General features: G+C 44.9%; 23 protein-coding genes. 7 read left to right on the plus strand and 16 right to left on the minus strand.

The features are described 5' to 3' along the window. Positions 1 to 37: 37 nt before the first annotated feature. The 7 genes from fdh3B to K5R16_RS08760 all read right to left on the minus strand — a co-directional run bounded on the left by fdh3B (position 38) and on the right by K5R16_RS08760 (position 7473). Positions 38 to 625 carry a formate dehydrogenase FDH3 subunit beta gene (gene fdh3B, locus K5R16_RS08730; RefSeq protein WP_220737177.1) on the minus strand — a complete coding sequence of 196 codons (588 nt, stop codon included), beginning with the start codon at positions 623 to 625 and terminating at the stop codon, positions 38 to 40. A 26-nt stretch (positions 626 to 651) separates the two neighbouring features. Continuing rightward, on the minus strand, positions 652 to 3501 hold the full coding sequence (locus K5R16_RS08735) for a formate dehydrogenase subunit alpha (RefSeq protein WP_220737178.1): 2850 nt from the start codon (positions 3499 to 3501) through the stop codon (positions 652 to 654). Positions 3502 to 3536: 35 nt separating this feature from the next. Continuing rightward, positions 3537 to 3734: a twin-arginine translocation signal domain-containing protein gene (locus tag K5R16_RS08740; RefSeq protein ID WP_220737179.1), complete on the minus strand. Its 198-nt coding sequence runs from the start codon at positions 3732 to 3734 to the stop codon at positions 3537 to 3539. A 151-nt stretch (positions 3735 to 3885) separates the two neighbouring features. Then, positions 3886 to 4551 (minus strand): molecular chaperone, encoded by a 666-nt coding sequence (locus K5R16_RS08745; protein ID WP_220737180.1) that lies wholly within the window; start codon positions 4549 to 4551, stop codon positions 3886 to 3888. Between the two features lie 10 nt (positions 4552 to 4561). Continuing rightward, positions 4562 to 6241 (minus strand): 4Fe-4S binding protein, encoded by a 1680-nt coding sequence (locus K5R16_RS08750; RefSeq protein ID WP_220737181.1) that lies wholly within the window; start codon positions 6239 to 6241, stop codon positions 4562 to 4564. 144 nt (positions 6242 to 6385) lie between these two features. Continuing rightward, positions 6386 to 7006, minus strand: coding sequence for a DUF3306 domain-containing protein (locus K5R16_RS08755; RefSeq protein ID WP_220737182.1), 621 nt, complete (start codon positions 7004 to 7006; stop codon positions 6386 to 6388). Then, complete coding sequence (locus K5R16_RS08760) at positions 7003 to 7473, minus strand: DUF3305 domain-containing protein (RefSeq protein ID WP_220737183.1); 471 nt, start codon at positions 7471 to 7473, stop codon at positions 7003 to 7005. Before K5R16_RS08760 ends, K5R16_RS08755 begins: the two co-directional genes overlap by 4 nt. 294 nt (positions 7474 to 7767) lie before the next feature. Between K5R16_RS08760 and K5R16_RS08765 the strand changes: the two genes are divergently transcribed. Next, positions 7768 to 8595 (plus strand): formate dehydrogenase accessory sulfurtransferase FdhD, encoded by an 828-nt coding sequence (locus K5R16_RS08765; RefSeq protein ID WP_259649807.1) that lies wholly within the window; start codon positions 7768 to 7770, stop codon positions 8593 to 8595. 48 nt (positions 8596 to 8643) lie between these two features. Next, complete coding sequence (locus tag K5R16_RS08770) at positions 8644 to 9552, plus strand: helix-turn-helix transcriptional regulator (protein WP_220737185.1); 909 nt, start codon at positions 8644 to 8646, stop codon at positions 9550 to 9552. 24 nt (positions 9553 to 9576) lie between these two features. On the opposite strand, the gene K5R16_RS08775 is transcribed toward K5R16_RS08770, so the two are convergent. From K5R16_RS08775 to K5R16_RS08785, 3 genes are all read right to left on the minus strand, one after another. Beyond that, on the minus strand, positions 9577 to 9948 hold the full coding sequence (locus K5R16_RS08775; protein ID WP_220737186.1) for a DUF4440 domain-containing protein: 372 nt from the start codon (positions 9946 to 9948) through the stop codon (positions 9577 to 9579). A gap of 240 nt (positions 9949 to 10188) precedes the next feature. After that, positions 10189 to 11232, minus strand: coding sequence for a 23S rRNA (adenine(1618)-N(6))-methyltransferase RlmF (gene rlmF / locus K5R16_RS08780; protein WP_220737187.1), 1044 nt, complete (start codon positions 11230 to 11232; stop codon positions 10189 to 10191). 62 nt (positions 11233 to 11294) lie between these two features. Beyond that, a complete protein-coding gene (locus K5R16_RS08785; RefSeq protein WP_220737188.1) occupies positions 11295 to 11696 on the minus strand; it encodes a flagellar basal body-associated protein FliL in 402 nt (133 codons plus the stop codon). 152 nt (positions 11697 to 11848) lie between these two features. Here K5R16_RS08785 and K5R16_RS08790 point away from each other — a divergent pair, with 152 nt between their 5' ends. Then, the gene (locus K5R16_RS08790) at positions 11849 to 12418 is read left to right on the plus strand and encodes a chorismate lyase (protein ID WP_220737189.1); all 570 of its coding nucleotides are present in this window, start codon (positions 11849 to 11851) and stop codon (positions 12416 to 12418) included. Positions 12419 to 12471: 53 nt separating this feature from the next. On the opposite strand, the gene K5R16_RS08795 is transcribed toward K5R16_RS08790, so the two are convergent. From K5R16_RS08795 to K5R16_RS08805, 3 genes are all read right to left on the minus strand, one after another. After that, on the minus strand, positions 12472 to 15282 hold the full coding sequence (locus K5R16_RS08795) for an immune inhibitor A domain-containing protein (RefSeq protein WP_220737190.1): 2811 nt from the start codon (positions 15280 to 15282) through the stop codon (positions 12472 to 12474). A 304-nt stretch (positions 15283 to 15586) separates the two neighbouring features. Further along, positions 15587 to 17650: a trehalase family glycosidase gene (locus K5R16_RS08800; RefSeq protein ID WP_308440807.1), complete on the minus strand. Its 2064-nt coding sequence runs from the start codon at positions 17648 to 17650 to the stop codon at positions 15587 to 15589. Between the two features lie 232 nt (positions 17651 to 17882). After that, complete coding sequence (locus K5R16_RS08805; protein ID WP_220737192.1) at positions 17883 to 18473, minus strand: YhgN family NAAT transporter; 591 nt, start codon at positions 18471 to 18473, stop codon at positions 17883 to 17885. A gap of 231 nt (positions 18474 to 18704) precedes the next feature. Here K5R16_RS08805 and K5R16_RS08810 point away from each other — a divergent pair, with 231 nt between their 5' ends. Both K5R16_RS08810 and K5R16_RS08815 read left to right on the plus strand, forming a co-directional pair. Continuing rightward, positions 18705 to 20249, plus strand: a complete 1545-nt coding sequence (locus K5R16_RS08810; RefSeq protein ID WP_220737193.1) for a metal transporter — start codon at positions 18705 to 18707, stop codon at positions 20247 to 20249. Positions 20250 to 20419: 170 nt separating this feature from the next. Beyond that, entirely contained in the window at positions 20420 to 21175 is a 756-nt protein-coding gene (locus tag K5R16_RS08815; protein WP_220737194.1) for an NRDE family protein, read from the plus strand. Positions 21176 to 21198: 23 nt separating this feature from the next. On the opposite strand, the gene K5R16_RS08820 is transcribed toward K5R16_RS08815, so the two are convergent. Continuing rightward, the gene (locus K5R16_RS08820) at positions 21199 to 21621 is read right to left on the minus strand and encodes an SgcJ/EcaC family oxidoreductase (RefSeq protein WP_220737195.1); all 423 of its coding nucleotides are present in this window, start codon (positions 21619 to 21621) and stop codon (positions 21199 to 21201) included. A 139-nt stretch (positions 21622 to 21760) separates the two neighbouring features. Between K5R16_RS08820 and K5R16_RS08825 the strand changes: the two genes are divergently transcribed. After that, on the plus strand, positions 21761 to 22312 hold the full coding sequence (locus tag K5R16_RS08825; protein ID WP_220737196.1) for a lysophospholipid acyltransferase family protein: 552 nt from the start codon (positions 21761 to 21763) through the stop codon (positions 22310 to 22312). A gap of 78 nt (positions 22313 to 22390) precedes the next feature. Then, positions 22391 to 23011: a LysE family translocator gene (locus K5R16_RS08830; RefSeq protein ID WP_220737197.1), complete on the plus strand. Its 621-nt coding sequence runs from the start codon at positions 22391 to 22393 to the stop codon at positions 23009 to 23011. 4 nt (positions 23012 to 23015) lie between these two features. On the opposite strand, the gene gltS is transcribed toward K5R16_RS08830, so the two are convergent. Further along, positions 23016 to 24239 carry a sodium/glutamate symporter gene (gene gltS / locus K5R16_RS08835; RefSeq protein ID WP_220737198.1) on the minus strand — a complete coding sequence of 408 codons (1224 nt, stop codon included), beginning with the start codon at positions 24237 to 24239 and terminating at the stop codon, positions 23016 to 23018. A gap of 153 nt (positions 24240 to 24392) precedes the next feature. After that, positions 24393 to 24554, minus strand: coding sequence for a DUF2986 domain-containing protein (locus K5R16_RS08840; RefSeq protein ID WP_220737199.1), 162 nt, complete (start codon positions 24552 to 24554; stop codon positions 24393 to 24395). Between the last annotated feature and the right edge of the window lie 63 nt (positions 24555 to 24617).

Raw genomic sequence — 24617 nt, forward strand, 5'->3', positions numbered from 1 at the left:
TTGGGTTATGCACCAAGGTGCATAACCCTATTCAGCCCTAGCCAGTCGTTGGGGTGTAACCCCATATCGCACCAGGGTTGCCTCTAGCAGCAATACGCTCACGGTAGATATCAGATACTACGCCGGCATCACCCGCTAACAGCGCTTTGGTTGAACAAAGCTCTGCACACATAGGTAGTTTACCTTCGGCAATACGGTTTGCTCCATACTTCTGACGCTCCGCATCTGAATGTGTCTCTTCTGGGCCGCCGGCACAGAAAGTACACTTATCCATTTTGCCGCGACTACCAAATGCAGTCTTCTTAGGGAACTGAGGCGCTCCGAAAGGACATGCATAGAAGCAGTAACCACAACCGATACAGGTGTCTTTATCGTGTAGTACAATCCCGTCTTCAGTGCGGTAGAAACAATCTGCAGGACAGACTGCCATACAAGGTGCATCAGTACAGTGCATACATGCCACTGAAATTGACGCTTCACCCGGCTCACCATCATTGATAGTGACTACGCGACGACGTTGAATGCCCCACTCTAGCGCGGCATCGTTTTCGTTTTTACAAGCAGTGACACAACCGTTACACTCGATGCAGCGTTTGGTGTCACATAAGAATTTCATGACTGCCATAATGGCTTATCTCCTCATCAAGTTAATTAGGCTTTGCTGATCTGACACAAAGAGGCTTTCGTCTCTTGCATCTGAGTCACAACATCATAACCGTAGGTCATTACAGTATTGGCGGCTTCACCAATCACATAAGGAACCGTGCCTTCTGGATAGTTTTTCTCTAGGCTCTTGCCTTCGAATACACCCGCGAAGTGGTATGGCATGAAACACTCACCAGCGATAACTCGTGGAGTTACCATCGCCTTAACTGTGATTTTTGCCCCTTCAGGGCTGTGAACGAACACATCATCACCATCACGTAAACCGCGATCCGCTGCATCGGCAGGGTTGATCTCGATAAACATCTCTTGCTGTAGTTCTGCAAGCCATGGGTTACAACGTGTCTCTTCACCACCACCTTCGTACTCCACCAAACGACCCGTTGTTACGGCCAGTGGGAAGTCTTTGGCAAAATCCTTATCCTGAATTGATTTATACAGGGTAGGAAGACGAGCAACCATACGATCTTCATAAGTTGGGTATTTAGCAACCAAATCACGACGCGGCGTATAAAGTGGCTCACGATGCAATGGAATATCATCAGGGAAGTTCCACACGACGCAACGCGCTTTCGCGTTACCGTATGGCATACAACCGTGCTTGATAGCCACTCGCTGAATACCGCCGGAAACATCAGTTTTCCAGTTCTTGCCTTCAGCATCCACTTTCTCTTCAGCGGTTAAGTCATCCCACCAGCCAAGTTGCTTAAGCATCTTGTCAGTAAACTCTGGATAACCATCTTGGATTTCACTGCCTTTCGAGTAAGAACCTTCAGCCAAAATATTAACGCCGTTATGTTCAACACCATAACGTGCACGGAAGTTACCGCCACCGTTTTTAACTTCACGACCAGTACGGTACAAGATCTGAGAACCAGGATGTTTCATCTCTGGCGTGCCCCAACAAGGCCAAGGTAACCCGTAAGTCTCACCTCGTGCTGGACCACCTGGTGCTTCAAGCGATTTAATATCGAAGGTGCCCCAGTTTTCTTGGTGCATCTTTAAGCGCTCAGGGCTTTGGCCTGTGTAACCAATAGTCCACATACCGCGGTTGAATTCACGGGTCATATCTTCAATCAATGGCTCATCGCCATTCACTTTAATATGCTTACAGAATTCACCTTCGATGCCCCATTTCTTCGCTAGCTTGTACATGATCACATGGTCAGGCTTAGACTCGAATAATGGTTCAATAACTTGTGAACGCCACTGCAGTGAGCGGTTTGACGCTGACACAGAACCGTAAGTTTCAAACTGAGTGGATGCGGGTAGCAAGTAAACGCCATCAGTGCGCTCGTGCATAACACCTGCCATTGTTGGGAATGGATCCACAACAACCACTGTATCCATCTTGTTCAATGCTTCACGCACTTCACGACCACGAGTTTCAGTGTTAACTGATTGGCCCCAGAAGAATGACATACGAATGTTATCTTTCTGCGCAATCTTAGATTTGTCTTCAAGTACACCATCATGCCAACGTGAACATGGGATACCTGTTGAAGTCATTGGGTCTTGGCCTAGACGCTGCTCTTGATCAAAGCGGTTCTTAACCCACTCATAATCTAAGTCCCAAACTTTACACCAGTGCTTCCAAGAACCCGTCTTAAGACCGTAGTAACCAGGTAGCGTATCGAACAATAGACCAAAGTCAGTTGCACCTTGCACGTTATCGTGACCACGGAAAATGTTAGTACCACCACCTGAAACACCCATGTTACCTAGGGCTAACTGAAGGATGCAGTACGAACGAGTGTTGGCGTTACCGACGTGATGCTGAGTACCACCCATACACCAAACAATCGTACCCGGTTTAGTTTCAGCTAAAAGCTTAGCCACGCGGTACATTTGCTCTTTCGGCACACCTGCAACATGTTCAACTTCAGCAGGATCATATTTCTTAACTTCTTCGCGGATACGTTCCATACCGTAAACACGCTCAGCAATGAAACTTTTGTCTTCCCAACCATTTTCAAAAATGTGCCATAGCAGACCATAAATGAACGGAATATCGGTACCAGGGCGAATATGCACGAACTCGTCAGACTTAGCTGCAGTTCGGGTGAATCGAGGGTCGACAACGATAATTTTCGCGCCGCGCTCTTTACCTTCCAAGATATGTTGCATTGCAACTGGGTGAGCTTCACAAGGGTTAGAGCCAATAAACAGCATGGCTTTAGCGTTGCGCATATCGTTGAAAGAGTTGGTTTGCGCACCATAGCCCCAAGTGTTTGCAACACCGGCTACAGTGGTAGAGTGACAAATACGTGCAGAGTGGTCGACGTTGTTCGTGCCCCACATCGCAGCAAATTTGCGGTACATATATGCTTGTTCATTAGAGAACTTCGCGCTACCCATGAAGAATACTGAATCAGGGCCAGACTCCTTACGGATATCGAGGGCTTGTTGGCCAACTTCTTCAATGGCTTGATCCCATGAAAGACGCTTCCACTTTCCGCCTTCAAGCTTCATTGGATACTTAAGACGTTTTTCACCATGACCGTGCTCACGCAGTGCAGCACCTTTTGCACAGTGTCCACCCGCATTAAATGGGTGGTCAAACGCAGGCTCTTGCCCAGTCCATACACCATTTTGCACTTCAGCATAAATACCACAACCCACTGAACAGTGAGAACAGATAGTACGTTTTACTTCAGTTGGCGCGCTGTGGGGAACATCTTTAGCTTCTGCTTTTCGCATCATACCTGCGCCAAGCATTGATGCCGCAGCAATACCACCAGTCGCGAGGCTCGCAGACTTGAGGAATTGACGGCGGTTTAAACCTAAGACAGCCTTACTACTTGTAGCTGCTTGGTCTGTTTTGCGGGTTAATCGCATCACACACTCTCCTTTAATTATTGACTACGTCGCGCTTATTTACTGCGTAACGAGGCGTAATAACTACGAACATGATCGGACTCTTGATAGCCATCGCCTTTTGCAGCGGGGGCATCTTCAGGTGTCGCAGCCATCGCTTGACCACTCGCTGTCGCCACAACGCCTGCGGCGCTGCCGATAGCCAATGCTTTTAGCAATTGACGACGACCCATGTCGGAAGCTTGCTTCTTCATAGTGTCTCCTTTGGATTATTGATATTGAGATGATTAGCTTAAGTCATTAAGCAGATCACTCGATTAAGTTAGGGATAACTCCCTGTTTTTGTCTACACCTACCAAACTAACTGCTTAGCAGGTGTAAATACTGCTGACACCGGCAAATTACTTATGAAGCTAATTCGTTAGTGCTTGGTTCAATCTTTTCCGCTTCACTACCAGGGCAGTTAACTGGAATATTTAAACTTAACTGTTCAAACTCATTGGCTTCGATAACAAAAAATGCTTTTGCAAGTTCCGCTACCGTGGCATAAAACGCCGCACTTGGTGTTTTCGCTAATGAATCGCAAAAACGGGCTATCCAGCTACCCATGTGACGTTGATAGAAAGCTAGCTGGCGGTAACCCGGCGCTTCTAAAATCAAGGTGCCCATCACTTCACATAAAGCAGCAACATGATCTTCAGGCTCTTTCACTTCCTCTTCACGCTCAAAACCAAGCTGCATAAGGTCGTTACGTAACAAGGCTAATGGCTTATCCATCAATGAGCCTGTCATGAACCAGCTACCGTAAGGTAGGATTTCACCGCTGCCCACGCCTAGGAAGATACTAAAATACTCATCCTCTAGTTGCTCAGATGTGAATTGCTCTGCAGCCAACTTGAGTCCAACCCAAGCTTTAGTCATGTCGCTATCATCGTTAGCGTCAATATCCAAACCTGCTAAGAACTGCAATAACTCGGTGCTTGGCTGGCGACGTAATAGTGCAGCTAGTAACTGATAAATATCGGCTCTTAGCTGGTCATTTTCTGAAACTTCTCTTACTAATTCGGTCATGGCTAAACTCTTATCGCAGTTGCTTTTCAGGATCTTGAAGAATGTCTTCAAACATGTCTTTTACTCGACAGTCGCCACACATTTTTAAACGCTGAGTGTTGGCACTGAAGGCACTGTGGGTTCCTACCACTTCTATCATCCGTTTGACCATGGACTGCGTTGCGAACGGTGTGCCGCAACTAATACATTCAAACGGGGCTTCCTCATGTAAGGTCTGGCGCTCTTGGCGCGCAGCTTTATCAAAATTAACCTGCGGAGTTAGGCTGATAACTTTCTCAGGACAACCCGCTTCACACAAACCACATTGCACACAATCTTGTTCAACAAAGTGCAGTGCAGGTAGGTCACCACCGTCGGTTAACGCCCCCGTAGGACAGGTTGCTACACAAGACATACACAAGGTGCAGCTCTCGGTATTAACACTAACTCTGCCGTAAGGGATGTTGCTTTGAGACAAACAAGTATCGACAGACGCTGCCTGCTCATTAAGGTGGTCGACAGCGGCGAAAATAGTTTCGCGTTTAGTCGTCGCTGCAAATTCAGCAGGGACAATCACTGGCCAGCTAGCACTCGTGGTTAGCAATTCGGACAGTTCGTCTGCACCAGCTTCTGTTAGATGATTTTCAGTGATTAAATGAATACGACGCGGCTGGCCCATCTCATCGAGAATGTCATTGGCTAATGCAAGTTCACCATTAAGCATCTGGGTTAATGTTGGCGCTGTTGCATCAGTATTAAGGATCAAGATTTGGCGTGCGCCCCAAGCAAGAGACGACATCCAATGATCAATACTGGCAACCGTAATCTCTTCCAATTCAACGGGGATGATATCGCCTGCTAATTGGTCAGTGACCAATTCTGCACCTTTACCAATGTCGTGAAATAATACCACTGGAGCCACTTGCGCTTGTGAGCGAAAGCGTGTCACCAATTTATTAAGGTAATTATGCATCGATTGCGGTGTTGGCAAGTCATAGCTAATTGCGCCGGTAGGGCATGCATTTGTACAACTACCCGCACCGTGGCATAGGTAAGGGTCGATTTCGATTTTCTTTTCAACGCTGGCAATCGCATCTGCTGGGCAGAAGTTTAAACAACGATTACAGCCTTCGTTGCCATTGCGACTATGAGCGCAGATCTCGCTGTTGACCTTGATATAACGCGGCTTATCAAACTCGCCGATAAGATCCGGCAGCTGCGCTAATGCTTCAGCTAACTTAGCTTCATCTTGACCAACGTAAAAGTAACCGGGTGGCAGCATCTCTAAGTTGATGCATGGGCTCATGCTTAAATCGAGGATAAGATCGAAGTGCGCCTTACGAATTGCAACAACACTTAAATCAGCGTTACTGTCTTCGTTTTCGACTTTAACTTGAAACTGACCGAGAAAGCCTTTTATCTCAATAAGCTTATTGTAAAAGCTCTCAACATCTTCAGCCGCATTCATCACCTGCTCAAGATGAGCTTCATCTTGGCTAGTGATGGCTTCGTTAGCCAAAATGGCACACTTGCCCATATGAGACAATTTGTCGGCTGCTAGGCGAGCCAAATCTTCTGGCCCGATTACGAGCACATTGCCCTCGGTGGTGTAGCTTACGGTCGGTGGAATTAGGTTTTGAATAACCTGCGTTCCAGCAAGGACCTGTTGTCGAACCTCTTTGAGTCCAACTTGTGTTTCACGATTGCTCACATTGCGTTCCTGAACAGTTCTTTGGCTGTTTCTGTACGTAGAGTCGCTGTTTATTATATTGCGCTAAATTAATGCGCCAGCTTTACCTTAAGTACAGCAATTCACATACCAAATTTGTGGAATTAAAAACACTCTATAGTGACGTTAAACAACTTTGTTATTAGTGTCATCATGGTGTTCTGGTTCATTTTGGGACAGTAGCTCATCATCCTCGTCCAAAATGTCCGATACCGTTTCGGTATCGCTAACAGCTTCAACTTGAACAGTTTCTTCGGTACTGGTCATCTCATCTGACTCTAGTGCCAAAGCTTCTTCGTTCTCCTCCTCATCGTCTTTTTCTTTAACAACATGGCGGAATACTTTCTTTGCGAGTTCAGCCGAGACTTCCGCAGATAACTTGGGCTGATTACTGTAATCGAGTGCGTATTCGAGCAAACCATCGATTTCGCTGTAATGCGGCTGTTTCCAAAGAGCTTTTAATGCTGCTGATTTAGCAGCAGGATCAACGTTTGCTCCCATGAAGCTAGCAAAGCTACCACCAACTTCAATTTTATCTGGGTCAGGTAAGTCCTCTGCAGTAAGTAGCTGCGCTTCATCAGACTCAACAACTTCTCCGCTAGAACTTTCTGCAGAAGGCGTTGCTGTAATTGCAGCATCTTCTGTCTCGACCTGCGCTTCAACAGCAACGGGAATTTCGATGTCGGCTTCAGCTTCCTGCTCTACTTTTTGTCGACGCAAATTCCAGCGCGACAGTAAGCCACTCATGAGTTACCTGCAAAATGGTTAGTGCTCGGGCCTTCATTCTTACGGCGATTCACATGCTTTTGACGACGATGCGCTCGAATTTCAACTTCACCATGGCGAGTAATAAACGCTTCAATCCAGCAAGCGATTGCCTGTGGCATAGGAATGTTAAGTACCGGAGTATCCCCCTCTAAGCAGCCAGCTGCGACATTTTGGTCGGCAGAGATAGCAGCAGGGATCCAATCCCCCTCAAGGGTTTCGTCACAAACGATGTATAACATGGCATTATCCATGTCGATATTGATACGGTAGCTACCGCGCTCGTCTTTATGCAGCTCAAGCAAGACGAGTTTTGCACCTTCTGGTGCGGCGTGGGTGGCAGGAAGCATTTGGTCGACTTCCCACTGTACTGAGGTCCATCTTCCGACTTGCTTCTCAATCTTTTTCAGAGAAACGTACATTGGCCATTGGCTTTCGGTATGTTGCATTCAGTCTCCGTCTTGCCTGAGATGGCTGCCTGGTTGGCAGTCCAACTAAATAGATACTCCTCTAGTGAAGCAATATGTGTGCCACACAATAACAATATAATAATTTGAACTAGATCAACTATTCCCACCAAAGATTAGGACATTTTGTCTAAAACGCAATCTGCAATAGGACATAAAAGGGCGACACCAACGCCATAAGTGTGATCTGTAGCTAACTTATATCCCACTAAAATTAGGTACAGATATTGCTTACCAATAACTGTAATTAAAATTCCATAACTGATGACGGGTCTTATGACAGCAAACAAGAGCAACCCAACTTTGATCAAAACTGACACCGAAGTGCCGCTAACCATTGCGGTCAAAGCCATCAATGAAAAAGGCGAGCAGGTCGATAAATTTATTGCTTGCGAGCGCCCACTGACGGTCTATTTAAATTGGCGCCCAATCGTAACGTTAATGACATTAGGGGCTAGAGCTGAAGCGCTATCACTAGGTTATCTTAAAAATCAGGGGTTTATATCAGACTTGAGTAAGCTTGAATCCGTCATCGTCGATTGGGATGTCAACTCTGCAGCGATTATCACCAGTGAAACAACCGATGATTTAGATGAGAAGCTTTCAGAAAAAACGGTCACTTCAGGCTGTGGTCAAGGCACAGTATACGGCGGTTTCATGGCTGGTCTCGATGAAATAAACCTGCCGACACCACAAATAAAGCAAAGCATGATCTATAGCCTGCTAAAAAATATCAGTGCCTATAACGAAACCTACAAGAATGCCGGAGCTGTGCATGGCTGTGGTTTATGCCAAGGTGACCAAATTAAAGGATTCGTTGAAGATGTGGGCCGCCATAATGCCGTTGACACACTAGCTGGGGAGATGTGGTTAAAACAAGATATTGGTCATAACAAGCTGTTTTACACGACTGGACGGTTAACTTCTGAGATGGTGATTAAGGTCGCCAAGATGGGTATACCGGTATTGCTTTCCCGAAGTGGTGCTACCCAAATGGGGCTTGAACTCGCGCAGAAGCTTGGGATCACTATGATTGCTCGTGCCAAAGGTCGTCACTTCTTAGTTTATAACGGCGCTGAAAACATTGAATTTGATGCTATTTAATCACCTACATCAACAAGCAATAACGATTTTTCGCCACAAGGAATCAAAATGACCGAGCCTACAGAGCTTATCTACATGAGTGCCAGACAGGTCTCTGAATACTTAGATTTGAATGAGAAAAAAGTCTATTCCATGGCGAATGACCGTATTTTACCCGCGACGAAAATCACCGGTAAATGGCTGTTCCCTAAAATATTAATTGACCGTTGGGTGATGGACTCCTGCCATAGCGGCATGCTCTCAGATCGAATGCACATAACTGGCAGTGATGATCCTCTGTTATCCATGTTAGTTGCGCGGATGATGTCGCAAGTTGGCAAGAGCGAACTCATTAGTTACAGCTCCACTGGCTCACGCTTAGGCTTAGATCTGCTTTCTCGCGGTTATGCCGATGTGTGTACACTGCATTGGGGCAGTGTTGAAGAACGTGGCGTACGCCACCCTGCATTACTGCAAGGCTATGCAAACCACCAACAGTGGGTAATGGTGCATGGCTATACCCGTAAACAAGGGTTGATGATGCGCTCCGATATGCATCATCGTTGCCAGCAGTTGGACAAAATATCCCAACAGTCTTGGCGCTGGGTCGCAAGACAAGCGGGTGCAGGTAGTCAGCAGCATTTGGAGCAATGGTTAATGAAGCAAGGTGCGACATTTGAGCAGTTAAACTCAAACTTAGTTGCTCAAAGTGAACGCGAATTGGCTGGATACATTGCTCGTAATGATGCTGATATAGGGTTTGGCTGTCAGTCTGTTGCGCTTGAAAGTGGTTTGAGCTTCGTGCCGTTAGTGACGGAGTCTTTTGACTTTGTTATGCCACAAGGGATCTATTTTAGACGTCAGCTGCAGCGGTTATTCAACTTACTAGCGGAGCCCCAGTCACAGCAGTTAGCAGCTACATTAGGTGGTTACGATTTAACTGACTGTGGAAAAATCATTTGGAATGGACAAGCATAAGCCTATTTAAAGGTGGGCAAAGCATCAAAATGGTCGACAAGGTGTGCCTTGATGAAACACCATTTGCCACACCTCCTTATGCTTGCGCCAGATGGAACTGCGCATAGAAAAGTTGGTGATGTTTTCATCTGCTTTTTTTAGCTTAGCGCGGTAAAAAACCTGACAAACGCCGTCACACAGCTCTCTCACTTCAAAATGGCTAGTTTCAATTGAGGGAGCCCTTTCATCCGGCAAACGTGAAAGCACTTCACTTTTACCAAAACTGCAGCCGCTAGCAGCAAATTCCATAAAATCATCGCTGATCAAACGCTCGAGCTCTGCCCGAGATGATCTCACCTCAGGCTTTTGTAAATAGAGCTCTAGTTCTACCAGTAAGTTTTCAACTTTGAAATTCATAATGCTACCCAGACCACTAAAATAACCGCGCTTCGAGCCAGCTATGTGTCAATACCTTTGCACTGAACAAACAAGGCAACTGAATTGATGACATGCTTGATACCAGAGTGAATTCATAACGGAACACTATTCAACTCAGCTATATTGCTATGAGTTTAGGATAAGATTTTAAAAAATTGAAATCATTCAGCCAGTTATTTTAGCTACTCTCTCTAATGCTAGAGAGATTGAGGCGATCACCTAACGCAGTTCGCGGTATTTTTGCCATAGCAGCTGCTGTTCTACTGTTAAAAATGTCCATGCCAAGATACGAGTAATTTTATTGCCTTGGTGCATTTCAATCACTTTAACCTCACAGGCTTTTGCTTTCTGCAGCATAGCTTGAGCCAGATTCAAGTTTTCCTTCTTAGAAACTAAAGTGGTGAACCATAAACACTGGCTAGCAAACATTTGGCTTTCACTAATCATGTTACTAAGAAATTGTTTTTCGCCACCATCGCACCAAAGCTCTGCTTTCTGTCCACCAAAATTAAGTACTGCAGTCTCTGTATTGGTTGATTTCTTCGTCTCTTTTTTACCTGATTTGGCAGCACGGTTAGCCGCCAAATTTGTCAGCTTTCGGGTAGTACCGGCATTTGCTTCGGCAAGCGATGCATGAAAGGGTGGATTACATAAAGTGACATCGAAACGATCACCTTTGTTGATAATCCCATTAAATACATGTTGTGGATTATTTTGTAATCGGCAACTGAATTTGCGACTTACTTTAGGATTTAGAGCAAATATCTGCAGCGCATTTTCTATTGATACAGGGTCAACATCGCTACCAACAAATTGCCAACCATATGATTGGGTTCCAAGTAGTGGATAGATGGCATTGGCGCCAGTGCCTATATCTAATGCGTTAATTTTGTTGCCTTTTGGGATCTGGCTTTTAGACGATTTTTTTACTGCTAATAAATCTGCAATATGGTGAATATAATCGGCACGTCCCGGTATCGGCGGACATAAGAAACCCTGTGGGATATCCCAGCAATCAATACCGTAATGATACTTAAGTAGCGCCGTATTAAGTGCCTTAACGGCACTTGGGGAGGAATAATCTATCGATAAGTTACCAAAGTCATTAGGGCTAACAAACGGTTTAAGCTCACGGTAGCAATCAATTAGCGCCTCAAAGTCATAACCCGCATTATGAAGGTTACGCGGGTGCATTCCCTTGTTTAGCGTTGATATTACTTTAGCTGGAGCGGGGTTGTTCTGCTTGTTGTCTGTTTTATTCATGTTCACTCAGCGCAATGCATTGGCTATAACGAGGTAGATAATTTGGTTTTACTAAGACGATATTAATCGTAAAGATATTTTGTAAACAGTAGGTTCACCACCAGCTCTTTACCCGTTTCTTGCTCTAACAGGCGGTTGACCATTTGGTAGCATTCGCGCCTAATCTCCTCTTTACCTGTTAGTGATTTCACCTTGTCTTCGGTTTGATTACCTAAGATCTCCACAATTGCTGCACGCAGCAAAGGGTCATGCCTTTCTAGGCTAACCAAGTCTTCTGGCTTTTTTACCATTAACTCAACACTAAGCCTGACATAACCTAACTTGTTTCGGTTCGATATATAGTTAGTGACGATTTCAGGCTCGAAGCCGTAATAGGCGTACTCCTCCAGCGGCTTTTCGTCTGCTGCAAATAGGCTAAAACTGCTACTCAAGCCTAAGAGTAATATCGCAATAAATGTTCTCATTTGGAAAATGACTCCGTCGTCAATATAAGATGAGATAGCTTCTCAATCAGTTTTCTTATCAAGTAGTCCCATCAGTTCAAGCCAGCAACGGCTATCTGAGTCGGCATTGACATGCTAGACTGCTTCGGTTCTAGCATTGTACCGAGAATTAGATGACTGTGACTAGGTTAAGCTTTCCTTATGGTGAATCAATTAAGTGGATTTCACCAGAAAAAATGACCAACTTGCCCTCTCCACCTTTTAAAGACTGGCTATTAAGCAGCAGCAGTTTAACTAAAAAACTGAAAACACAATGCCAAGTGTTTGAAGTCAAAGTACTCGGTGAAGACACATTGTCCCCACTGACCGATGAGTACCCGACTCAGCAACAAGTCTGGATTAGAGAGGTATTATTAATACTGGACGGCATACCTTGGATTTTTGCTAGAACGCTTATCCCTGGGCGGTTACTGGAAAAAAAACAGCAAGAATTTTTAGGATTGGGTGCCAGACCGCTAGGCGAATTACTCTATTCAAAAGATGAGTTTACGCCAGGAAAAATTGAAGTCGCACATTTTGAAGCTTGTAGCAAAATAGCTAAACTGGCTGAATCGTTAGATCAAGATGTCAGCAGTGAACTTTGGGGGCGTCGACGTTATTTCGAGCATGCTCAGGAACAGCTTATTGTGAGTGAGATATTCCTACCAGCAGCTCAGCAAGCGATAACCGCGCTCGACAAATAGCCACATCCTGTTTTGGGCAAACAACTACTCACCATAGTGCCTGCCCTTACTTGTTATGTTTGCTGACGGCGATAACCTGCAAACAAGCATAAAAGCAATAATGACAACATACCTAAACTCCCCCCCCCGGAGCCTGAACTGCTCTTTTGGATGGTTGTTTCCGCAGCAGCGGCAACGTTTATCACCGCAGTCATTACACCACTTTGACCTTGGTTATCAGTCACAGTGAGCGTCACGGTATAATTGCCAGCGGTGTAAGTATGTGATGGAGATACAGCGCTGCTCGTTACCCCATCACCAAATTGCCATAGATAGCTAAGTTCACCACTTCCACCAGATGACGTATTGTTAAATGTTACCGATAAACCACTCGCAGCAAACGTAAATCCAGCATCAAGTGCCGCATGCACTATAACAGTAGTGCTGTTGGTGAATTCAGTGCCATTACCATCGGTAACAGTGAGAGTCACTAAATAGCTACCTGCATTGGTATATGTATAGTTGGGCGCCGAGATAGTGCTAACAGCATTATCTACGCCGAAATCCCACGCATATTGATAATTACCATCTCCGCCACTGACATTGGCAGTAAAGCTTACTTGGCCTCCCAGCTGACTTTGAGAAATAACTGCACTAAGCTCTCCCGGTACAACTGCGACACCTGAATAGGTAAATTTCACCATTGCAGTGCTGCTATCTTCAGCTTGTGCCATCACTTCCATTGAAATGCCAAGCTCAGTCAGCACCATTCCTGATTCAGGCTGCAACGGCGCCGAATAATCAGTGGAATCTTCAAACAATTTATGGCCTGACAAATGTTCATCTTCAGTCGTTCCAGTGCTATAGAAAGACTGATTAAACAAGCTAAATGCTGCGTCACGCACTTGCACTTCAGTATCTAAATTACCAATTAAGTTTTGGTCAGCATCCACCACGCCAATTAAGCTGTAGCCTGCATGTTTGCTAACTTCGTTACTGTTGTAGTCTTCATTTTCAAACCATAGTAATACGCCAGGATCATAACGGCGGCTAATTAGGCCTTTATCCACTCCCTGCTGACTTCGTAACTGCACGATATAACGGCGATCTTTACCCGGACGAGTATCTGTGACACGTAGAAAGCCTGCATATACCGTGTCTGTAGTATTTTCAGCACCGTCAAACAACACTTGAGTCTGCGCCTGATTAATGGTGATATCATCAATCACAATGCCGTAATCACCCACCGCCTGATCGGTCACGTAGTTGATTGATAGCTGCACCGTGCGACCAGCGTATGGGCTCAGGTCATATTCTAGCTCTACCCAACTCTCGCTCCCCTCAGCCGCCGCGAGTTCGCTCGATTTCCCTGTGATGATATTCCGAGCGGAGTTTTGCGGGTTACTTGCTTTGGTGTAATTGCCGGCCAATGCCGTACCATCGACCATCACCTGAACATAGTCATAATCAAGCTCAATATTCCAGTGTGCCTTCATCAGCAATGTTAAAGGTGTTACAGCCGGTAGCTCCACATCAAATGACATCGCATGATTGATCATGTCCCCCTGATCTGAATAGAATTGATACTCGCCGCTGTAGGGCGGTGTAAATGCTAATGGCGCAGCGGGAACAGCCATAGAGATCTGATTGACCTGCTCATGGTTAACCGCTTCAACTAGCGCAACATCCAGCCCGCTTGAATCTAATGCACTGAGCTGTAATTTTTGCTCTGAAACCCAATTACCTTGATACCGTTCTTGCAAATACGAACGCGCATAGGGACTGAACCCAGTGGGCTCAGTACCTCTTATCGCTCCAGCCCAACTGCCAGAAGCCATCACAGACCATAGACCCACCGGGGAGCCTTTGCCTTCACCACTAATATCATATTCATCCGGCAAACCCAGATCATGGCCAAACTCATGTACGCATACACCCAATGCCGCATCTATTGGTTGAATGGTGTAGCTACTCAGCATCATGCTGCTACCTGGAATGGTATAAGGGTTAATAGATGAACGATGGGACCAAATCGCATCGGCACCTAACATGCCACCGCCAGTTTCCTCACCAATACTCGAATGAAAAATCATTACATGATCGATTGCGCCATCAGGCTCATCAAAGTTGCCATTGCCATTGATATCATAGGGGTCTTCAATATCATAAGTTGCCAACTCACTGCTGCTCATTTGCGCGACAGCTGCAGTTACAGCTTCTTTGACTAAATCAAGCGCGCCGATATCATTATCAGTATTGTCATTACCACCGTATGTCGCAGCGTTGTTTGCGGCGCGATACCACCCTTTTACATCACCTGTAAAAAAGAAACTCCCACCTGATTCTGCCTGATAGTATTCATAGCCTGTCATCAGCGTTTGCCCAGACGGCCCAGCGTAACCATTAGTGGAGAACAACAAATTTTTGTAATGCTCTGCAGGATAAGAGCTGTAATACATAGAGGTATCGCTACTACTTAGACCGTTGTCATTATGAGGAAGATCCGGAAAATCAACGAGTACCGCTAACACCTTAACCGTCTTATTCGTAATCGATTGTGCTTGTGGAGCAGCGAAGCTGGCAAATTTGTTAGTTTGTTTACCTTTTTTAGCTCGGGAAACTTCAAACCTTGCTTCTTGAAGAGATATCCTTTTAGGCCCTTTCGAGCGAGCAATAAAAGCTTCAACGGCCTGCTCTTTTTCGGCATTAGATGCATTACTGGCAACTTCGCCGCGCTTGATCAGCCAATAGAGAACTCGCTCTTTGTCAACGATATTGGCATCAGCCGTTATACTATTCAACGGTGCTGCTAAGGCGATATTCATGACAAAAAAGCTACTAACAAGAAAGCTAATAATGACACTTTTTCGGGCTAAAACTTTCATGTTACCTACTCCATTTGTTGCTACTTCTAACTGCTTGCCAAGCACAATAAATAAAAATTTAACTTTCTATCAATAATCAGACCGCATTGTTGCGAAATAGTTTTCAACTTTATTTAACTATTTAGCCAGATGATATGCTAGAAAAGGACTGCGGTATAGAATAGCCGTCCAAATCAAAGCTGAATATAGTTAATGACTTGCTATACGTTTGTACTACACAAATGGATTACCTTCATAAAAGTAAGTGGGAAATACGACTGCTAAGCTACCGAAAATTATCTTTTAATTCGCTATCGACTCAATACTATTCAGCTTGCTTTAACCAACTGTCGTAGATCAGCAGCAGCACCGATGCTGACCAACTAAAGTTGGTGCAATGCAAGCCTTCCCCCGAGATTGGGTTATAGTTTTCTCGGATTGAGCTTTGACCAATAATTCCTTCTCCCTCAGTGACTAATTGCAATGCCAATGATTGTGCCTGCTCGTGATAGCCATAGCGTGCAATACCTTGCAAACCAAATAGTGCTTGGTCTAGCCAAACGGGGCCTCGCCAGTATTGCGCGGCGGCAAAATTGGGGCTATCAACACTAACTGTTGGAAATGGAATTTTGCTGCCAAACTCATTGGCAGTGAGATGTCGCTCCACCATGATTTTAGCTTGCGCTTTAGTGGCTACACCTGCCCATAAAGGCAACCAGCCTTCGACGCCTTTCCCCTTGTCGAGCATCAGTTCGCTGCCTGTCGCACTATAACGAATATCATAGAAGAAGCCTGACTCAGGATCATACATCTGCATTTGGATCTGCTTAGCTAGCCGCTCAGCTTCAACAGCCCACTTTTGGACATCAGCATTAAGCTTAAGTACCTCAGCCATCTGTTGTAAAAAACGCTTTTCTGCATACAGATATGCATTCAAGTCAACAGACTCTTGCGATACAGAGTACCCCACTAACTCGCCACCTTGGTGGTTTTGCCAAACCTGTAAGCTAGCATCCGCATCAAATCTCGGCGCATTATCCATGCCAGACTCCCACGCTGCAGCCTCGATAATAGCTGCAACATTTAACGAGCCATCTTCATTAATGTGAGCGGGGTGAAGATTCGCGCCATACTCAGCTAAACCATTGTCATTATTATCACGATTGCGATACCACCATTGATGGTAAGCAACCAGTTTTGGGTACATCGTTTTAACGAACTCAGTATCATCATCTTGTAGATAAATCTGCCATACCGCCCAGGCAGCTAATGGAGGCTTACCATTGCGCTCGTTCCAGTTGCCGCCTTTGCCACCTCGCTGTGAGTCTTTATTATAGAAAATGGCATCGGGAAGGTTGCCAACATCTTGCGGTCGCACTTTATCTTGTTCGGTAAATTGATAATCAAACATCGCCAGTACGTTTGATTTGGCCAGTTCCGGCTCAAATCTCGCTACTGCAACGGCTTGCTTCCAGGTATCCCACGCCCATACGCCGTTAAACCACTTATAGGTAATTGAGGGGGTTATGCCATCATGTAGCAGTGCACCTGCTGGACTGCGCCAATTATGTATGATGGTTTGCATGCTCTTAACTGCAAGTTGGCGAGCTATTTTATCGCCACCATCAATGAGCTTGTCCATTCTGGCTTGCCAACGACGTTTATTGTCCGCAAGCTGTTGTTCAATCAAGCTCCAATCTGGAGCACCATGAGCCTTTGCCTCCTGGGCAGTATGAAAATAACGTTGTGCGCTTTTAAATAGATGAGATTTTTTGGCCGCTATAGTTACCGGTTCTGCGATAGCCAGGTATCCTGACTGAGCATTAATTCTTATCGACATGTCACGGTCAAACCACAATTGATACTGCGCATCAGCCAGCTGCATACGCCAGGTTTGCATCACAGGTTTAAAATGCCAGTTCACGAGATTATTGGTTGCTTCAACCTCTGCGATAAGTGATTGCTGTGGCTGCTCTGGGTGGCTAGCAAAAGGCTGACCTCGCCAGACAAGCTGCCACTGTTGCTCACGATTTGAAAGGTTGGTTAGCTCAGTCATCACTGTGGCACTGCGATTATCGCTATAACTGAGCGTCAAACTGACTTTTTTATCAGACCAAATATAGGTTTGCACTAATCCATCAGGCTGGCTGTGAATATCGATACTCGCCGCGCTATCAAATGAGATGAACTCATCAGTGGTTACGTTAATTAGCTGTAAACGCTGCAGGCTATCACTAAGATGCAGGCTATACTCTTGGGCAATGAATAGCGGCCCAGTGAAGCTGCCGTAATATTCGGCACTGTTAGGTAGATGAAAGCCATGCCAAGCACCTTGATCAACATATACTGAGCCAATACTGAGATTTTTCTTATTATCTCTTTGCTCCATGGAAGTTGGTACTCCCTGATAGGGCAGCAAATTGTGATAGTCGGTGGAATCTATTGAAGTCAGGCTAGCAGCACAGAGAAGCAGGCAAGTAAGCATAATTATTGTTATTTTTGAATATTGTATTCAGAGTATTGCAGTCTAATAATTGTTCTGCAACATTTGTATCTTGGGTAAGTTTGATTGCAGCTGATTGAAATGGTCTATGACCACATCAATCACTCTGGTTTAGCCGTTACAATGCTTTCATATAGCTTGCCACGCCATCCAAGAACATCTGCACCGAAATCATCACCAGCACCATGCCCATTAAGCGCTCAACGGCTGTTAACCCTTTCTCACCTAATACTTTAGTAAAGACTTTATAAAACAGCAAAATAATAGCGCTTAATCCCCATGCGGCAAGCAAAGCGATTGTCCAGTCCATCATGCGAGTACCGTCAGTATGAGCCAGTAAAATAAGCGCAGCGAGCACCGACGGACCTGCCATTAATGGGATAGCCATAGGCACAATAAAAGGTTCCTCCCCTGCAGCTAGGCCAACAACGCCACCGGGTTGCGGGAAAATCATCCGTATCGCGATTAAAAATAGGATAATACCACCTGCAATACTCACAGATTCAGAACGTAAATTGAGGAAATTTAGAATCGCTTCACCTGCAAATAGAAATAAAAGCATGATAACTAAAGCAAATAGCAGTTCGCGGATCAATACCCGACGACGTTTTTTAGGTTCTATATGGCGTAATATGGAGGCAAATATCGGCAAATTGCCTAATGGGTCCATGATAAGAAACAGCATAACGGCTGCAGAGAAAGTATCCATAGAGTAAAGGATGCCTAGTTACTTGAGTTAGGTGAATAGTCTATTATGTTTTACGACAAAGCTAACAAAAAGTTATAAAATATTTGCACTTGCTGCAAATCCACTCACAATTAACATGAATTTCTCATCGAGAATATATCAATGTAAATTCAACTTATCGCTCTGCCAATTAACCTGAACACTGGTATACTATGGCGCTTTTTCGCTCTCGCGGTTTGAAATGGAATCTCCATGCTGTATCTCTTAGCTAGCTGTATCGCACTACTATTAGGGCCCTTGTTTTACCGATTTTTTTCATCGGGAACTGGGCTACAAAAAGGCCTAGACGGATTTATATTCGTTTCTCTGGGTGGCTTAGTGCTGATCCATATTTTACCCGAGCTACTTGAGCACGGTGGTTTTCTTGCGATTGTATTTGTGGTTATCGGGATCTGGGGCCCCACCCTAAGTGAACGCTTATTTCATCGCTACTCAGAAGTTACCCACAACCTAACTCTTATTCTTGGCATTGGCGGCTTACTGCTACACACTATTACTGATGGTGGAGCAATGATTCTAGCCCAACAAGACGGAAACTCACCATTACTTGCGCTAGGTATTATATTGCACCGATTACCCGTCGGCGTCGCTATCTGGTGGTTATTGAAACCACAAGTCGGCAGCCGCTGGGCAATGGTCGTTTTAGCTGGAATGATGTTATTAACTGGAGTCGGTTATTTTGCCGGTGAGCAACTGCTTTCTCACTTAAGCCTTGAAAATACCGTTTATTTACAAGCCTTTGTTACGGGTTCCATCTTGCATGTTGTATTGCACCAGCCCCATGGACAACCTAATACTGATACCCAAGGTAAGTTTGAATATCAAGCCGGGATCGGCAGTTTACTCGGGATAGGTTTGCTATTTTTGCTGTTGATGATGGATTCTGGCGGCCACGATCATCACCACAGTCATAGCCATTCAACTGAACACTTGTTGGATTGGATGCTTACCATTGCACCAATCTTGTTACTCAGTTATGCAGTCGCCTGCCTTCGATTTCACTTTGGATTATCGCCTCAAAATGAGTCGCTTGGCCAACGCTGGCTGCAGCGGTTATTAGGTCCAGAAGCCATCATCATTACAGGCCTGTTACTCGGACCTATTTTTGCACTGATCCAAGCTACTGCCGTGCTATTGATAGGCGCACTGCTAACTATGAGTAAAGTAGAGCCAACTGACCCACACGACTCAGTACCTAATTCAGCTCTGCGATTTGGCTTTGCCCATCTCGTCGATCGTAGCGCACCGTGGATTGTATTAAGCCTGATTTTGGCTAACCTAATTGGTCACCCTGCTGTGCCTTTATCTAGCCCTATCGTGCAGGTTGCAGTGTTACTGTTGGTCTTTTTACCAATGCGTTTCTGCAACCTTGGCGCTGCCGTGCTATCACTTTCGTTAGCTTATAGCGGCTGGACAACAACCGCTGTAATGCTGCCATTGATTGCGGCTCCCATTATTAATTTTGCGCAGTTAAAACTGATGAACTGGCCACAACGTACGGCACTTTTAGTGCTGTTATTTGCACTCCTTGTGGTAATCGAATGGATACACCCACAATGGCAAGCACTTGGGCACTTACCCAATCTGCTTAACACTGCCAGTCTTTGGGTCGTTGCCATTCTGTTTGCTGCCAGCTTATTGCGCCTGGGGCCACGTAAGTTCATGAGCCGCTTAATGCTGCATAAAGCCAAACCACATGCTCATGAACACTCTCATAAGCATGGCCATCACCATTAGGTTATACATGGCTATTCAAAGAAATAGAGTAGCCATTCACTATCAGCATCAACATTGAGCAATGTTAGCTCATTGAAGCCCCTTCACTACCACTAAATTGCTAATCGCCTAATAGCTTTTCCTACCAATGAGTATTAGTCTGTATTTATCACTCTATTTGAACTTGGCTTATGTGCATTCTATTTGTCGCCCTAAAAGCACACCCTGAATATCCACTCATTATTTGCGCCAATCGAGATGAATTTCATCACCGTCCTACTGAGGCGGCTCATTTTTGGAATGATAATAACCAACTACTTGCAGGCAAAGATCTTGAAGCTGGCGGAACTTGGCTTGGTGTCAACCAGCTAGGTGCAGTTGCAGGGCTAACCAATATTCGCGACCCAGAACTGATTCAGTCTGATATGAAAAGTCGCGGTGAATTAGCGATAAAAGCACTCTCTAGCGGCGGATTAGATGAATCATGGTTGCAGCGATATAGCCCTTTCTATAACCCATTCAACTTGCTCTTTGGTGATGAAAAAGCGCTTTACTGTTTCGACAGTCGACTAAGGCTGTACTCGCAATTGAGTCCTGGGTTTCATTCCATCAGCAATGGTGCCCTTGATGATATTTGGCCAAAGATGGCGCGAGGGAGTCAAGCAATCGAATCCCATATTACGACCAACAAGGAACCTAGTGTCGAAGCCTTACTGGCAATCATGACCGATGGCACGCAAGCCCCTGATGATGAGCTACCACAAACTGGAGTTAGTTTAGAATGGGAGCGGCACTTATCCTCAATCTACATACAGCACCAAGAATACGGCACCCGCTCAACCACAATAATAATGAAAGATAATCAAGGAAAAGTGTACTTTTCAGAGGTGCGCTATGACGGCAAAGGCAGGAAACTCGGCCGTGACGACTTTACCATTCAGCCATAGCATTTAAGTACTGAGCATTTAACCTAATCGGAAGTATGGTCGTGGGTTATCACCCAACGATCATCTATCTTCTCCACTAGCAAAGTGAACACACCATTTGGATTGTCTTTAGCGCGCTCAAGAGACCACCGTCCAACCACTATTGCTGCGTAGTTGCTGAGCATCTTAGTCTCTTTAATAGTAAATGTTAGATGACCTAAGGTCGCCTTGTCTGGGTAATGCTTTTTGTAAGCAGCTAGTGTTTCTTCCCAGCCATAACGGAACTTGCCATTGGAGACAAAACGCATCTGCTCACTATTCCAATACCCTTGCATATAAGCATCAAGATCACCACGGTTCCATGCCGCTTCTTGCTGCTCCAATATGCTTGCAATATCATCGGTCGGTACTGCATTTGCACCGAATGCTACACATAACAGTAAAACGCTAATTCCTTTTTTAAACATGGCTCTCTCCACACTCAGGTGATTGCGTGTACTATACCCAATTACACATCTAAGATCTTGTTACCAATTATGCAGGCTCATTGGTAAAAGTCACAGAAAACAATAATACTTATAAAAATAGCTAGGCGGTTTTGATCTTATGTTTCAATCATTTTGCAAAAGGTTGCTAAAAGTCAGTGGCTGGAAAATAGCTGGCACACTGCCAACCGATCATCAATATGTTGCCATCGTAGGCCCACACACCAGTAATTGGGATTTCATCATTGGTGTTATAGCTCGTGGTGCGCTAGGTGCAAAACTTAACTTTCTAGGTAAGCATCAACTTTTCATTGCACCATGGGGTTGGTTCTTCCGCGCTATCGGCGGCACGCCAGTAGACAGATCTAAAAATAACAATCTTGTGGATGCCGTTGTTGAACTGTTCAAGTCCAACCCTAACTTTAGCTTAGCACTCGCACCAGAGGGCACTCGTAGTCCAGTAATACGTTGGAAAACAGGTTTTTACCATATCGCTAGTAAAGCTCAGGTGCCGATCATTACAGTCGGGCTCGATTTTGGCAATAAAACAGTCGTTATTCCAGAAGGTATGCAGACCACAGATGATATCCAACAAGACATGGATAATATCATCGAGTTTTACCGCTCCATTAAAGGACGCCACGCTAAAGTGATCCCCGACTTTAAAGGTTAATAGCTCTCTGTCGGTATTTGCCTAAACATAATTAGCCCGTTATAGTGCAGCCAGTTTTTAGACATTGTATAAAATATCATGAGTATTGATACTTGGCTGCTGTACCTCTTTGCCATTCTACTGATAGCCATCTCACCAGGCACTATGGCTGTTTTATCTATGGGTCATGGTATTCATTACGGTAAAAGCCGCAGTGTAGCGACGGCTCTGGGTAGCGTCACTTCAGCACTCATCCTAATGATGGCATCGGCCGCTGGTCTGGGCGCACTTTTAAATACTACTGAGTATGGGTTTACCATCTTGAAATGGTGCGGCGGAGCCTATTTGTTATTTCTTGGCGTTAAGTTACTGCTTACTAAAGCTGACGAACAAGGATTAAAGCTAGAGCGTACTAAGGGAACAGGCCAACCTTATCAATTGTTTAAACAAGCTTTTTTAGTGGGAATTAGCAATCCTAAAGATCTACTGTTTTTTGCAGCTCTGTTTCCACAGTTTATCGATATCACCGCTCCCCAAGGTTCACAATTAGCAATTCTTGCGCTCACCTGGGCTGTGGTCGATTTTAGTTTTGTGATGATCTATGCCTGCATGGCAAATGTGCTTGCGCCGACGCTAAAATCGAGTAACAAACTGCATTGGTTTGATCGCACTAGCGGCGGAGTCTTTATCACTCTCGCCGCCATTTTGCTGATCCGTTAATCAGTTACAATATAAAGCCAATGTAACCCTGCAAAACTATCAGGTTAACGATATCGATAAAGAAAGCCCCCACAATCGGCACCACCATAAAGGCTTGTGGTGAAGGACCATTTCGAGAAACTAGTGCCCCCATATTCATCACTGCGGTAGGGGTGGCTCCCATACCAAAGCCGCAATGTCCACCAGCAATAACGGCGGCGTCATAGTTTGATCCCATCAACTTAAACGTCACAAAATATGCAAAAAATCCAAGTACCACGGTTTGAACTAATAGAATAATAAGTAGTGGTATAGCGAGATCAAAAATCTCCCATAGCTTTAAACTCATCAAAGCCATCGCTAAAAACAGTGACAATGACACTGTACCTAATATATCGACACATTCGCTATTGGTCTTATAACCCCTAGTCAATTCGGTAAGGTTGGTAATGACTACACCAAGAAATAGTGCATAAACAAAGTCTGGCATTTTCATCCAGCTAATATTAAATACCGACACCAGATGCTCAATCCAGCGCGCACCAGCCACACAAAGCAGCAGGATAAATAGCGTTTCCATCACGCTTTTTGCTGTCACTCGATCCTCTTCTAGCTGATCATAGGTCACCAGATCGGGATGATCTTTATGATGATTGCCACCTATACCATAAGATGATTCAAGCTTATGTTTATCAATAAGTCTTTGCGCAACGGGGCCACCTATAATGCCGCCCATCACTAAACCAAATGTTGCCGCAGCCATCGCAAACTCTAACGTACTCATGCCGTAATTTTCAGCAAAGGTCTGTGACCAAGCAGCGCCGGTGCCGTGGCCACCAGATAGTGTAATAGAACCAGCTACCAGCCCCATTAAGGGTTCTAACCCCAAAGCCGTCGCTAAACTTACGCCAACAGCATTTTGAATAACAATGTAAACGGAAGCGATGCCAAGGAAAATGAACACCTTCTTGCCGCCTTTGGCTAACAGTTTATAGCTTGCGGCCAAGCCTACCGTACTAAAAAACATTAGCATTAAGGTATTTTGCATCGGCAAAGAAAACTTAAGGGTAATATTCTGAAAATGTAGCAAGGTGGTGATGGCTGCGACCACTAACCCGCCTATGATAGGCTCTGGGATATTGTACTTCTTAAAGAAGCCAACATGACGATTTACGCTATGCCCAATAAATAGCACAAGAATCGCCACTAAAAATGATTCCAGCTCTCCGATTGAATATACGGTATTCATAACACTCCTATCCGTTACTTCGGCTTTAGCTTACAACGCTAAAGCAAAAATTAGCCGGCTATTCTGTCATATCTATTAGGGCAATTAATATTAGCTGCGTCCGAATTATGGTTATCGATTGTAATAAAGTTACCGAATCGCACAACAATTAGCCTATTCGGTGACTATTGATGCGTGCTCTTGCGCTTCTAACGTTGCTAAACGCTCTCTTTCTGCTTTAGAAACGTACTTTGGCTTACTAGCAGTATTGAGTTTCGCATTGGCTTTTTTAACCTTGCTCATGTGTTTTTTGGTGATTTTTTTAGTGCGGTTCATAATTACCAGCCCTCAAATTCAGTTAGATCAGAGTAAGTATAACCCGACATACAAAGAACCTCT

This window comes from Shewanella sp. c952 (genome assembly GCF_019654975.1).
GTDB lineage: Bacteria > Pseudomonadota > Gammaproteobacteria > Enterobacterales > Shewanellaceae > Shewanella.

What these genes read in the sequence shown, in the direction of transcription:
- K5R16_RS08820 (WP_220737195.1), bottom strand. Translation starts at nt 21,621, where the DNA reads ATGTTTAAAAAAGGAATTAGCGTTTTACTGTTATGTGTAGCATTCGGT.
- K5R16_RS08795 (WP_220737190.1), bottom strand. Translation starts at nt 15,282, where the DNA reads ATGAAAGTTTTAGCCCGAAAAAGTGTCATTATTAGCTTTCTTGTTAGT.
- K5R16_RS08805 (WP_220737192.1), bottom strand. Translation starts at nt 18,473, where the DNA reads ATGGATACTTTCTCTGCAGCCGTTATGCTGTTTCTTATCATGGACCCA.
- K5R16_RS08775 (WP_220737186.1), bottom strand. Translation starts at nt 9,948, where the DNA reads ATGAATTTCAAAGTTGAAAACTTACTGGTAGAACTAGAGCTCTATTTA.
- K5R16_RS08735 (WP_220737178.1), bottom strand. Translation starts at nt 3,501, where the DNA reads ATGCGATTAACCCGCAAAACAGACCAAGCAGCTACAAGTAGTAAGGCT.
- K5R16_RS08825 (WP_220737196.1), top strand. Translation starts at nt 21,761, where the DNA reads ATGTTTCAATCATTTTGCAAAAGGTTGCTAAAAGTCAGTGGCTGGAAA.
- K5R16_RS08830 (WP_220737197.1), top strand. Translation starts at nt 22,391, where the DNA reads ATGAGTATTGATACTTGGCTGCTGTACCTCTTTGCCATTCTACTGATA.
- K5R16_RS08815 (WP_220737194.1), top strand. Translation starts at nt 20,420, where the DNA reads ATGTGCATTCTATTTGTCGCCCTAAAAGCACACCCTGAATATCCACTC.
- K5R16_RS08740 (WP_220737179.1), bottom strand. Translation starts at nt 3,734, where the DNA reads ATGAAGAAGCAAGCTTCCGACATGGGTCGTCGTCAATTGCTAAAAGCA.
- K5R16_RS08810 (WP_220737193.1), top strand. Translation starts at nt 18,705, where the DNA reads ATGCTGTATCTCTTAGCTAGCTGTATCGCACTACTATTAGGGCCCTTG.
- K5R16_RS08785 (WP_220737188.1), bottom strand. Translation starts at nt 11,696, where the DNA reads ATGAGAACATTTATTGCGATATTACTCTTAGGCTTGAGTAGCAGTTTT.
- K5R16_RS08745 (WP_220737180.1), bottom strand. Translation starts at nt 4,551, where the DNA reads ATGACCGAATTAGTAAGAGAAGTTTCAGAAAATGACCAGCTAAGAGCC.
- K5R16_RS08800 (WP_308440807.1), bottom strand. Translation starts at nt 17,650, where the DNA reads ATGGAGCAAAGAGATAATAAGAAAAATCTCAGTATTGGCTCAGTATAT.
- gltS (WP_220737198.1), bottom strand. Translation starts at nt 24,239, where the DNA reads ATGAATACCGTATATTCAATCGGAGAGCTGGAATCATTTTTAGTGGCG.
- K5R16_RS08765 (WP_259649807.1), top strand. Translation starts at nt 7,768, where the DNA reads ATGACAGCAAACAAGAGCAACCCAACTTTGATCAAAACTGACACCGAA.
- fdh3B (WP_220737177.1), bottom strand. Translation starts at nt 625, where the DNA reads ATGGCAGTCATGAAATTCTTATGTGACACCAAACGCTGCATCGAGTGT.
- K5R16_RS08755 (WP_220737182.1), bottom strand. Translation starts at nt 7,006, where the DNA reads ATGAGTGGCTTACTGTCGCGCTGGAATTTGCGTCGACAAAAAGTAGAG.
- rlmF (WP_220737187.1), bottom strand. Translation starts at nt 11,232, where the DNA reads ATGAATAAAACAGACAACAAGCAGAACAACCCCGCTCCAGCTAAAGTA.
- K5R16_RS08760 (WP_220737183.1), bottom strand. Translation starts at nt 7,473, where the DNA reads ATGCAACATACCGAAAGCCAATGGCCAATGTACGTTTCTCTGAAAAAG.
- K5R16_RS08790 (WP_220737189.1), top strand. Translation starts at nt 11,849, where the DNA reads ATGACTGTGACTAGGTTAAGCTTTCCTTATGGTGAATCAATTAAGTGG.
- K5R16_RS08770 (WP_220737185.1), top strand. Translation starts at nt 8,644, where the DNA reads ATGACCGAGCCTACAGAGCTTATCTACATGAGTGCCAGACAGGTCTCT.
- K5R16_RS08840 (WP_220737199.1), bottom strand. Translation starts at nt 24,554, where the DNA reads ATGAACCGCACTAAAAAAATCACCAAAAAACACATGAGCAAGGTTAAA.